Source organism: Mesorhizobium sp. Ca11 (genome assembly GCF_020165275.1).
In the GTDB taxonomy this organism is placed as follows: domain Bacteria; phylum Pseudomonadota; class Alphaproteobacteria; order Rhizobiales; family Rhizobiaceae; genus Mesorhizobium.
In genome coordinates, this window is record NZ_JAIUHU010000010.1 from 213,734 (window position 1) to 225,166 (window position 11,433).

Consider the following 11,433-nt stretch of genomic DNA (forward strand, 5'->3'; position numbering starts at 1 on the left):
TTCGCCGGTTCAGGAAACCTGCTTGACAGCCGGCCAGCCGAGCGGCTCCTCGACTTCGTGGATTGGGTCGACGATGATCAAGTCGGCAAGGTCGTCATGGACGCTCACGGTGAGCGGTTCGCTCGCCGCAGCCAGCGCCGCCGGCAAATCGTCGGATGACGGCAGCGGCGTTGCGCTGGAAGGTGCCAGCAGCCCGAACTCGACCAGCTGCGTAATGAATGCCTCGATCGCGGCGGCGTCGATTCTGCCAGCGGCCGATCGGATCAGCGCTTCGGTGCCGACACCCGAGGACAGCGCCTGCCACACTTTGCTGCCGGAATCGGAGAAGCCGAAATATTTGCCGTTTGAGAGGTCGAGCACGACAGCTTCGCCGTCGAAAGATTCGAAAACGATGTCCCGGCTCGCAACGGCGTAGACGTCGGAAAGAGGCATGTCCTTGACCCCCGCTCTGCAATTCCGGCCGGCGGCTGCGCCGGTCGTAATCGTTGCCCTGACCCCAGGACAACGCCTGTAAACACTCGATCCTTGCTTGGCAAGGCAAGCCATAACGGCGCCATCTCGACTATTTTGGCGTTCAACTCGCGGTTCGAGCCCCGATTTTGAACGCCGACAAGCAGGGCGACCGCGACCCTTCCGGCGCGAATGCCCGCTGGCCTGAAGTCTGAACACGGTCATGGAGCGGGCCGAATCGGCCTGTGGAACGGGGTATGATGGTTAATAGTATCGAAAAGTGACTATTAGGAGATTCTAAAATCGAACTGAACGGTTCGTTTCTGTTGACGGTGCGTGCAGGACGGTGTGAACGTTGGCGCTCCGATACATTTGGTGAGCCAACGGTCAAATTTGCATAAGTCATTGATTAAATGTGATAAAAATAAAGTCATAGGCATGCTTATCAAAACTTCAAGATGCCGAATCATGGTCCAGACGGAAAAACTTCGTGATTGGAATCCCGCCCTCGGCTCACCCAAATCAGCGCTGTCCGAACGACGCGATTTCATTCCCAAGACACGCCGCTAGACGGACTGAATAAAGATACTGGAGTAGCAAAAATGAAAAAGATTGTTCTCACTGCCGCAGCCCTTCTGGCAATTTCTGGCAGCGCCTTTGCTGGTAGCGACCATTACAACCCGAATGAAGCCAATCAGGCGGCGGCCAAGGTCGACTCGTCCTACACGGCTGCGGTCCGCCAGTCTGCGCCGGCCACTCAGCAGCCTGCCACGACGGGCGCCGACCACAACCTTTTCGGCAACAACTAACGGTCGACTTGAACCGGCGGCGGGCTTGCCCGCCGCATCGGTCGGACCACAAGATTCAGGAGCACTGAAATGAAGAAGATCGTTCTTGCCACGGCCGCCCTGCTGGCCGTTTCCGGCGCTGCTTTTGCGGGCAGCGACAATTACAACAACAGTGGCGTCAACCAGCCGGCCCCGGCGGTCGATACCACCCCTACGTCGTCGATCGGCACTGACTCGCCTGTCTACAAGCTGCTGAACTCGTCGCGCGACGTGCAGAAGTCGGCGCCTCAGGGTGCCGACCGCGACCACTTCGGCAACCGTTGACAGCCGACTGTGATTTGAAAGAGAGAGCGGCGGGCCAGGCCCGCCGCTCTCTTTTTTTGCCGGGAACGCCAGCCTGCCGATAAAGCAATTCCAGGAAAAGTGTAAGCGGTTTTCCGTCCGGAATTGCGTGAAAACAAAGAGATAGAGAGTTTCGCCGTTTCGGTGAAACTCGCTAGCGTCAGGCAGCCTTTGCTTCCTCGCGATGCAGCGTGAAGGAATGGCCGTCGGCATCAAAGATGTGCAGATCGCCGGCGCCTGCGTTGAGCCGCAGCGTCTCGCCGCGCTTGACGTCGACATTGCCCGGCAGCTTGGCAACCAGCGGCAGGTCGGCGCGGCCGATATCGATATAGACGAGCTGAACCTCGCCGAGCTGCTCGATATAGTCGACCTTGCCCTCGAACAGAAAGTCCGCGCCTGAGGCAATCGCGAGATCCTCCGGCCGCACGCCGAAGCTGACCGCCGCGCCATTGGCCGAGGCCGGCGTCGCGATCGGCACCGTCGCCTTGCGGCCGCCGACATGGCTGACCACGGTCGGATTGCCGGCCTTCTCGATCTTCGCCGGCAATATGTTCATGGCCGGTGAGCCGATGAACTGGGCGACGAACAGGTTGCCGGGCCGCTTGTAGAGTTCCATCGGCGTGCCGACCTGCTCGATAACGCCTTCCTTCAAGACCACGATGCGGTCCGCCAGCGTCATCGCCTCGACCTGGTCGTGCGTGACGTAGATCATGGTGGTGTTCGGCATCGATTCCTTGAGCTTGGCGATCTCGATGCGGGTGGCGACGCGCAGTGCTGCGTCGAGATTCGACAACGGCTCGTCGAACAGGAACACCTTCGGGTTTCGCACGATGGCGCGGCCGATGGCGACGCGCTGGCGCTGGCCGCCCGACATCGCCTTGGGCAGGCGGTCGAGATATTTGGTCAGTTGCAGGATCTCCGCCGCCTGGCGCACGCGCTTGTCGATCTCGGCCTTGCTTTCCTTGCCGATCTTCATCGAGAAGGCCATGTTGTCGTAAACCGTCATATGCGGATAGAGCGCATAGGACTGGAACACCATGGCGATGCCCCGCTTCGACGGCGGCACGTCGTTCACCACCTCGCCGTCGATCTTCAGCTCGCCCGACGTGATCTCCTCGAGGCCGGCGATCGACCTCAGCAAGGTCGACTTGCCGCAACCCGACGGCCCGACGAAGACGATGAACTCGCCTGATTTGATATCGAGGTCGATGCCGTGGAGAATGTTGAGGTTGCCGTATGATTTCTTCACCTGGTTGAGCGTGACATCGGCCATGTTTTTCTTCTCCCGTTGATCCCTGTTTTGCAAGTTCAGTCGATGCGTCCGAACCAGGCGTCGTAGCCGCCGAGGCGGACTGGCCCGCTGCCAGTCTGTCCCGAAAAGCCGTGCCCGGGCAAGGGTTGCAGCGCACCTTTGCCGAGATCGACCTCGGAGGGCTTGCTGCCGAGATTGAAGGCGCAAACGATCCGCTCATTGCCCTCGCGGCGCGTGAAGGCGACGGTGTCGCCGTCGCTTTCGATAAAGTTGATGTCGCCCTTGGTCAGCGCCGGATGCTGGCGCCGGAAGGCTAGGAAGCGGCGGTAATGTTCGAGCAGCGAGCTTGCGTCGCCTTGCTGCGCGTTGACCGCCTGCGACAGGTGCTTGCCCGGCACCGGCAGCCACGGCTTGGCGGTCGAGAAACCGCCATTCTTGGCGGCCGCGTCCCAAACCATCGGCGTGCGGCAGCCGTCGCGACCCTTGAACTCCGGCCAGAACCGGATGCCGTAGGGATCCTGCAGGTCCTCGAACTTCAGCTCCGCCTCGCCAAGGCCGAGCTCTTCGCCTTGATAGATGCAGACTGAGCCGCGCAGCGACATCAAAAGCGCCGAGATCACCTTCAGATAGGCGATCGGATCCGCCTCGTTGGCGGCCCAGCGCGAGGCGACCCGCATCACGTCATGGTTGGAGAAGGCCCAGCACGACCAGCCGTCGCTGGCGACCGTGCCGAAGGCCTCCAGCACCGCGCGCGCTTTCGCCGCGCTGATCTTCTCCGGCGCCAGGAAGTCGAAGGAATAGCACATATGCACGCGCTTGCCGTCGGCGGTGTAGGCGGCGACCACCTCCAGGCCGCGCTGGGAATCGCCCACCTCGCCGACGGCCGCCTGCGCCGGATATTCGTCGAGAAGCGCGCGGAAGCGCTCCAGGAAGCCGAGGTTCTCCGGCCGGCTCTTGTCGTAGATGTGGTCCTGGTAATTGTAGGGATTGACCGCGGGCGCCGTCTGGTCGTTGCGCTGTTCCGGCGGCAGCGGCGGATTGTCCTCCAGCCCCTGGCTGTGGAAGTAGAAATTGATCGTGTCGAGGCGGAAGCCGTCAACGCCGCGCTCCAGCCAGAAGCGGGTGATGTCGAGCAGCGCGTCCTGAACTTCTGCGTTGTGGAAGTTGAGGTCGGGCTGCTCGGCCAGGAAATTGTGCATGTAATACTGCTGGCGGCTGGTGTCCCACTGCCAGGCCGAGCCGCCGAAGATCGACAGCCAGTTGTTGGGCGGCGTGCCGTCGGGCTTTGCGTCCGCCCACACATACCAGTCGGCTTTCGGATTGTTGCGGCTGGAACGGCTCTCCTTGAACCAGGGGTGGATATCGGCGGTGTGCGACAGCACCTCGTCGATCATCACCTTGAGCCCCAGCCGATGGGCTTCCGTCACCAGCGCGTCGAAATCGGCGAGCGTTCCGAACATCGGGTCGACGTCGCAATAGTCCGACACGTCGTAGCCGAAATCCTTCATCGGCGATTTGAAGAAGGGCGAGATCCAGATGGCATCGACGCCGAGCGAAGCGATATAGGGCAGGCGCTGAACAATGCCCTTCAGGTCGCCGATGCCGTCGCCGTTGGAGTCCTGATAGGAGCGCGGGTAAATCTGGTAGATCACCGCGCCCCGCCACCAGTCGCGGTCCACGGCCGGGTCTGGCTGCGACGTCGCCTTCAAAGCCGATTGCATGTCTTCAACCTCCTTTCACCGAGCCGGCAAGCAGCCCGCGGACGAAATAGCGCTGCAGCGAGAAGAACACGAACAGCGGCACGATAATGGTGATGAACGCCGATGTGGTCAGGATCTCCCACTTGCCGCCGCGCGAGCCGAGCAGCGCGTTGAGCTTGGCTGTCAGCACGATCTGATCGGGCGCCGTGCCGAGGAAAACCATCGCCACCAGTAGATCGTTCCATACCCACAGGAACTGGAAGATGGCGAAGGAGGCAAGCACCGGGAAGGACAGCGGCAGCACGATCTTGACGAAGATCTCGAAGTCGCTGGCGCCGTCGATGCGTGCCGATTCCATGATCTCGCGCGGCAGGCCGGCGATATAGCTCCTCAGCAGGTAGATGGCGAAAGGCAGGCCGAAGCCGGTATGTGCCAGCCATATGCCGAGATAGGTCTTGGACGGCACGCCGAAAAAGGCGCCGACCCCGTTATAGAGCCTGAGCAGCGGGATCAGCGACATCTGCAACGGAACCACCAGAAGGCCGATGATCACCGCGATCAGCAGCGGCCGTCCGGGAAAGCGCATCCAGGCCAGCGCGTAGGCTGCGAAGGCTGCGATCAGGATTGGGATGATCGTCGCCGGGATGGTCACCGTCAGCGAGTTCATGAACGAGCGGCCGATGCCTTCGGAAAACAGCACCGCATCGTAGTTGTCCGTGGTGAATTTCGGCGGCGCCGAGGAGGCGAAATAAACGCGCTGGCCGCGGTCGCCCTCGAAGGCCTTCGGTGACGACAGCACGAAGCCGCCGTCAGCATTCATCTGCAGCGTGACGCCATCATCGAGGTCGGCAACCGATCCCGCCTTGTACTGCGTCGGCGCGGAGGACTTGACGCCGAAGGCGCTGATCTCGCGCTTGGGGCCATCGCCGAAGATATTGCCTTCGATGACGTATTTACCGTCCTTCTGGGTTTGCGCCGATGCGCCCGGCAGCCGTCCCGCCTCGCTCTGGCTGGAGCTGGCGAAGGAGTTCCACCAGCCGGAGGCAACGATCTGGTCCTTGTCGCGCAGCGACGAGACGAGGATGCCGAGGGTAGGGATGGTCCAGATCGCCACGAAGACGAGCACGGCGATATGGACGCCGAAGCGGCCGACAAAGGACTTTCCGGTCTTGGTCGCCATCTCAGTGCCCTCCCGTCTCTTTGTTGGCCTGGCGGATGTTCCAGACCATGATCGGGATGACCGCGATCATGATGATGATGGCGATGGTCGCGCCGCGGCCGAAATCGCCGCCGCCCCGGAACATCCAGTCGAACATCAGATTGGCAAGCACCTGTGTATTCCACTGGCCGTTGGTCATCGTCAGCACGATGTCGAACACTTTCAGCACCAGAATGGTGATGGTGGTCCACACCACGGCGATCGTGCCCCAGATTTGCGGCACCATGATCTTCCAGAAGATCTGGAACGGGTTGGCGCCGTCGATCACGGCCGCTTCCAGCGTCTCTTCCGGAATGCCGCGCAGCGCCGACGACAGGATGACCATCGCAAAGCCGGTCTGGATCCAGATCAGGATGATCATCAGGAAGAAATTGTTCCAGAACGGCAGCGATATCCAAACCTGCGGCTGGCCGCCGAAATATTGGATGATGGCGTTGAGCAGGCCGATCTGCACCTGGCCCTCGCCGCGATACTCGTAGATGAATTTCCAGATCACGCTGGCGCCGACGAAGGAGATCGCCAGCGGCAGGAAGATCAGGCTCTTGGCGATGGTGCCCCACCAGATCTTGTCGGTGAGCACGGCGATGATCAGGCCGAGGAAGGTGCAGGCGGCCGGCACGACGGCCAGCCACAGGATGTTGTTGAAGATCGAATTGCGCAAATCATGATCGCTGACCGCCCATTCATAATTGGCGAGCCCGACGAAATTGGTGCCGCCGCGGTCGAAGAAGGAGAGCCACAGCGTCGCGATCACCGGGTAGATCAGGTAGATGGCTAGGATGATCATCGCCGGGCCGACGAACAGCCAGGGCCGCACCATTCCCTGCCGGCGCAAATTGTCGACGGCGGCGGTGCCAGAGACGCCGCGTGATGGGAAGACGAGATCGAGCAGTTTGTTGGCGCCCCAGAAATAGGCGACGCAGCCGCCGACGCCGATGATGATGACGAATATGGCCGAGAAAATCTGAGCCGCCATGGGTCCCTCTCCCTGCGCATGATCGGCCGGCCGAGGCTGGCGATCGGATGCACCGACTTTCGGTTATTCGGAACAATCGAAACGCGAAGGCTTCCGGCGCGGACCGCCGGTCGGACCCGGGCCGTAGCCCGGGTCCAATAGGAGGATTAGGAAGATTTCAGGATGCTATTTGATGCCGTCCCAGCTTTTCTGGATGTCGGCGGCGACGTCCTGCGCGGACTTGCCGCCCACCAGATCGACCATGCCGGTCCAGAACGAACCCGCGCCGATCTTGCCCGGCATCAGGTCGGATCCGTCGAACCGGACCGTCGTGGCGCCGACCAGGATCTCGCCCTGCTTCTTCAGCGCGTCGCTGCCATAGGCCTCCTTGTTGGCCGCCTTGAAGGGGGTGACGAAGCTCTTCTGCGCCATCCACAATTCATGCGCGAGCGGCATCTCGAGGAACTTGATGAACTCGCGCGAGGCCTTGGAATCCTTGGTGATCATCACCAGCGTGCCGGCCACTTCCAGCGGCGTGCCCAGTTCCGGCTTGGAGGCGTAAGGCGGGTAGGGGAAGAAGTCGGCGTCCTGGCCGAGCTTCACGTTTTCCGGGAAGAAGGAGGGGATGAACGATGCCTGGTGGTGCATGTAGCACTTGGGCGGCACGGTGAAGAGGCCCTTCGGGCTGTCGCGGAAGTCGGTCGCCGCGACCGCCTTGGCGCCGCCGTCCACCATCTTGTCGTCGGTGGCGATCTTGCCGAAGATGTCGATGGCGTTGACAACGGCCGGGTCGGTGAACGGAATCTCGTTCTTCACCCACTTGTCGTAGACTTTCGGCGGCTGCGTCCTCAGCATGATGTCCTCGACCCAGTCGGTCGCCGGCCAGCCGGTGGCGCCGCCCGAACCCAGCCCGATGCACCAGGGCTTGCCGCCGTCGGCGACGATCTTCTTCTCCAGATCGGCGAGTTCTTCCTGGGTCTTCGGCACCTTGTAGCCGGCCTCGTCGAAATTGTCGGGCGAGTACCAGACGAGCCCCTTCACGTCGATCTTGTAGGGAAAGGCATAGAAGCCCGATTTGCCGTCCTTGCCCGTATACGTGCCGAGCTTGGCCCAGGAGTCGCCGGCGGCGTAATTTTCCTTGATCCAGGCCGCGACGTCGTCGCCCAGCGGGGTCAGCACGCCCTTGGAAGCAAGATCCTGGATGAGGCCCGGCTGCGGCAGGACGGCGATGTTGGGCGGGCTGCCGGCCTGGGTGTCGATGACGATCTGCTGCTCATAATTCTCGGACGAGGAATATTTCACCTCAGCGCCGGTCGCTTCCTGGAAATAGTCGAGAACGGATCGGACAAGCGCCTCGTCCTCGCCGCGCCACGGCCCGAAGATCGTCAGCGTCTCGCCCTTGAGGTCGACCTTCTTGAGGTCGTCGTAATTGGCCCAATGAAATTTCGAATCCTCGCCCGGCTTGAACTTCAGTTCGGCTTGCGCCGGCAGGCTGAGGGTGAGTGCCGCGAATGCCGCACCCAAGAGAAGCATTTTCTTCATCGCAAGTCCTCCCAGTGATCACAAAAAGGACGAAACCTCCATTTCGTCCGCCGACGCCGCGGAACTGTGACTCAGCGAAAGGGCAACCGCAACCTTTCGAAGAGACTTCCAAAGCGCTTTGGCTATTTTGATCTCGCCATTGAATCGCCTTGGAGTCAAGTGGGCGACGTCATTAATCGATTTAAGTAGGAGAAGATTAAGCGAAAAAAGTGCGGCGCAGCATGCTTTTTTGGCGCTGCAGCAGCAATTTTGCTTCAAACGACGCTGTCTGGCCTCTAAGGTCGTCCTGCTTGATGATCTCGCCAACAATCGTCAGACCGATTCAAAATTGAAAGCGCTTTGAGGCGGGAGGGCCTCCGATGAACCTCAAGCAGCTGTCGCATATGCTGTCGCTCTCGCAGACCACGGTGAGCCGGGCGCTGAACGGCTACCCAGAGGTCAACGAGGAGACCCGGCGCCGGGTTGTGGACGCCGCCAAGCGCCATGGCTACCGGCCCAACCCCAGCGCGCGCCGGCTCGCCACCGGCAAGTCGGGAATGATCGGCTATGTGCTGCCGACCGGGGCCGCCGTCGACATCGATCCGCACTTCGTCGAATTCCTCTCCGGCCTCGGCGACTATGCGCGTGCGCACGAGCTCGACCTTGTGCTTTCGCCCGCCGACGCCGACGACGAGGAAACGACCTACCGGCGCATCGTCGCCAACCGCCAGGTCGACGCCGTCTACCTGTCCGCGCCGCGGCCGGCCGACAAGCGGCTGGCGCTGGTCAACACGCTGGGCATCCCTTTCATCGTCCACGGCCGCAGCGAGGGCTTCGATTTCGACTATCCCTATCTCGACATCGACAATGAGGGCGCCTTCCACGAAGCGTCGAGGCTGTTGATCCAGCTCGGCCACAAGCGCCTGGCGCTGATCAACGGCGACGAGCGCGAGACCTTCGCCATCCACCGTGAGCGCGGCATGCGCCGCGCGCTTGCCGCGAACGGGCTGGCGCTCGGCGAGCGCCACATCCACTCCGTGGCGATGACCGAGGAAAACGGCTACCGCGCCGCTCGCCGCCTGCTCGAGGAGGCTGAGCCGCCGACGGCGATCGTCTGCTCCAGCCTCATCATGGCGCTGGGTGTGGTGCGCGCCGTGCGCGATCTCGGCCTCACCATTCCGGGCGACCTCTCGCTGATCGCCCATGACGACGTCTTCCCTTGGCTGCGGCCGGAGAATTTCCCGGTGCCGCTGTCGACGACACGCTCCTCGATCCGCCTCGCCGGCGCGCGTGTCGCAGAACGGCTCGCGGCGCGGATATCGGGGTTGGAAGAAGGGGCTCGTGGTGAGGTCTGGCCAGTGGATCTGGTGGTGCGAGGGTCGGTGGCCGGAGCGCCGGTATAGGGGCTAATCCAACAGCTTCGCCACTGACTCATTCCGGGCGACTGCCGTGGGACAACGGTCAGCCTTCGGCTGCTCCTGATGCTGGACGGTGACAACCGGTAAGCCAGAACCCTCAACCAGTCCTTCCGGGTGCGCCATTTGCCGACATTCCCGTTCACCGAAGCCGATCCAGTCCAGTACCCCGGTCCTCCGCCGAAGGCTTCGGAGGTGGTGATCGTCGGCGGCGGCATCATCGGCGTAACGACGGCCCTCTTCCTTGCTTCCCGAAACATTCCGGTGACGCTGCTGGAAAAAGGCCGCGTTGCGGCCGAACAGTCCTCTCGCAATTGGGGGTGGATCAGAAAGCAGGGACGGGACGCGGATGAGCTGCCGATCGTCATCGAGGCCATTCGCCTATGGCGGCAACTGGCCGAGGAATGCGGCGAGGACATCGGGCTCAACCAGACAGGCGTGACCTACCTGGCGAACGCCGACAAGGATATGGCCAAGTTCGAAGAATTCATGAGGATCGCCGCGATCCATGAGCTCGACACACGCCTCCTGGGCGCCGACGAGACCGCAAAACTCATCACCGGCATGTCGCGCAGGTTCAAGGGCGCGATGACGACGCCCTCCGATATGCGCGCGGAACCTTGGTTGGCGGTGCCTGCGTTAGCCAGGCTTGCCGTGCGAAAAGGCGCCAGGATCGTGGAGAATTGCGCGGCGCGCACCCTCGAGATCGCAGCCGGCAGGATCAAGGGCGTTTGGACCGAGGCGGGATATATCGAGACCTCAACCGTGCTGGTCGCGGGCGGCGCCTGGTCGTCCCTGTTCCTGGCGAGACATGGCGTAGCCATCCCCCAGCTCAGCGTCCGCGTTACCGCGGCCGCCACAGAACCCATGCCTGAGGTCTATCGAGGCGCGGCCGCCGACGACCACATCGCTTTCAGGCGCAGGCAGGATGGCGGATATACGCTCGCTGCGGGCGGCAGCCACTTGCTTTATCTGGGGCCTGACGCATTCCGGCACTTCACCAAGTATATTCCCGCCCTCAGGGACAATCCGTTCGGCACGCGCTATTTCCCGTTCGCTCCGTCAGGCTACCCGGATGGCTGGTCGACGCCGCGCGATTGGGCGCCGGATTCCGCAAGCCCTTTCGAAAGAATGCGCGTGCTCAACCCAGCCCCTGAGCCGGCAAAGCTTCGCTCGATCGAGCGCAATTTCAAACAGCTTTTCCCCCGGTTCGAGACGGTTCGCCTGAAGGCCGGCTGGGGCGGCATGATCGACGCCATGCCCGATGTCGTTCCCGTCGTGGATCGGGTCCAGGCGATCGGCGGTCTTTTCGTCGCGACGGGCATGAGCGGCCACGGATTCGGTATCGGGCCTGGCATCGGCCGCGTCGTCTGCGACATGATCCAGGGAAATGAAACCGGCCACGACCTCAGCCGTTTTCGATTGTCGCGTTTCTATGACGGAAGCCCTGTCCGGCTAGGTCCGGCTCTTTAAATGGCCGAAGTTCATTCTTGATCGTCGTGGTCGGTCGCGGTCATCGCGATCCGCCGTCAAGGGCGGCTGGATGGCGACGCCGGGATTGGTAAACCACAATTCTTCTGAAGCAACGCTCTGCACAGGGATTTTGATCGATCGGCTGTTTGCGTTGGCAGGTGCGTTGGGGATTGGCCGAAACGCCCATCGCGATCGTCATTCGAGGGCGGAGCAGGAGCGAAGCTCCGTCGCGAAGACCCTGGAATCCTGTGTGTTGGTTCTGGTGTATGGTTGAAGTGGGAAGGAGACCGAATGAATCCTGGTCGTCCTTTCGGACAG

The 11,433-nt window shown here is 62.0% G+C and carries 11 protein-coding genes; 5 read left to right on the top strand and 6 right to left on the bottom strand.

What is annotated here, in order from left to right; translation table 11 throughout:
- Positions 1-9: 9 nt before the first annotated feature.
- Positions 10-432 carry a PqqD family protein gene (locus tag LB538_RS19455; RefSeq protein WP_224531766.1) on the bottom strand — a complete coding sequence of 141 codons (423 nt, stop codon included), beginning with the start codon at positions 430-432 and terminating at the stop codon, positions 10-12.
- A gap of 620 nt (positions 433-1,052) precedes the next feature.
- Between LB538_RS19455 and LB538_RS19460 the strand changes: the two genes are divergently transcribed.
- Together LB538_RS19460 and LB538_RS19465 are read left to right on the top strand one after the other, a co-directional pair.
- Entirely contained in the window at positions 1,053-1,259 is a 207-nt protein-coding gene (locus tag LB538_RS19460) for a DUF680 domain-containing protein (RefSeq protein ID WP_095768185.1), read from the top strand.
- 69 nt (positions 1,260-1,328) lie between these two features.
- Positions 1,329-1,562, top strand: coding sequence for a DUF680 domain-containing protein (locus LB538_RS19465; RefSeq protein ID WP_095768186.1), 234 nt, complete (start codon positions 1,329-1,331; stop codon positions 1,560-1,562).
- 178 nt (positions 1,563-1,740) lie between these two features.
- Here the strand turns inward: LB538_RS19465 and LB538_RS19470 are convergent, their stop codons facing one another.
- The 5 genes from LB538_RS19470 to LB538_RS19490 all read right to left on the bottom strand — a co-directional run bounded on the left by LB538_RS19470 (position 1,741) and on the right by LB538_RS19490 (position 8,248).
- A complete protein-coding gene (locus LB538_RS19470; protein ID WP_224531767.1) occupies positions 1,741-2,853 on the bottom strand; it encodes an ABC transporter ATP-binding protein in 1,113 nt (370 codons plus the stop codon).
- Positions 2,854-2,888: 35 nt separating this feature from the next.
- Positions 2,889-4,553, bottom strand: a complete 1,665-nt coding sequence (locus LB538_RS19475) for an alpha-glucosidase (RefSeq protein WP_224531768.1) — start codon at positions 4,551-4,553, stop codon at positions 2,889-2,891.
- Between the two features lie 4 nt (positions 4,554-4,557).
- Positions 4,558-5,712 (bottom strand): carbohydrate ABC transporter permease, encoded by a 1,155-nt coding sequence (locus tag LB538_RS19480; protein ID WP_095768189.1) that lies wholly within the window; start codon positions 5,710-5,712, stop codon positions 4,558-4,560.
- Position 5,713: 1 nt separating this feature from the next.
- On the bottom strand, positions 5,714-6,727 hold the full coding sequence (locus tag LB538_RS19485) for a carbohydrate ABC transporter permease (RefSeq protein ID WP_095768190.1): 1,014 nt from the start codon (positions 6,725-6,727) through the stop codon (positions 5,714-5,716).
- Positions 6,728-6,892: 165 nt separating this feature from the next.
- Positions 6,893-8,248 (bottom strand): ABC transporter substrate-binding protein, encoded by a 1,356-nt coding sequence (locus LB538_RS19490; RefSeq protein WP_224685847.1) that lies wholly within the window; start codon positions 8,246-8,248, stop codon positions 6,893-6,895.
- A gap of 118 nt (positions 8,249-8,366) precedes the next feature.
- Here LB538_RS19490 and LB538_RS19495 point away from each other — a divergent pair, with 118 nt between their 5' ends.
- From LB538_RS19495 to LB538_RS19505, 3 genes are all read left to right on the top strand, one after another.
- The gene (locus LB538_RS19495) at positions 8,367-8,591 is read left to right on the top strand and encodes a hypothetical protein (protein ID WP_224531769.1); all 225 of its coding nucleotides are present in this window, start codon (positions 8,367-8,369) and stop codon (positions 8,589-8,591) included.
- Between the two features lie 16 nt (positions 8,592-8,607).
- Entirely contained in the window at positions 8,608-9,630 is a 1,023-nt protein-coding gene (locus LB538_RS19500) for a substrate-binding domain-containing protein (RefSeq protein ID WP_224531770.1), read from the top strand.
- 138 nt (positions 9,631-9,768) lie between these two features.
- Positions 9,769-11,115, top strand: coding sequence for an NAD(P)/FAD-dependent oxidoreductase (locus tag LB538_RS19505; RefSeq protein ID WP_224531771.1), 1,347 nt, complete (start codon positions 9,769-9,771; stop codon positions 11,113-11,115).
- Positions 11,116-11,433: the final 318 nt, after the last annotated feature.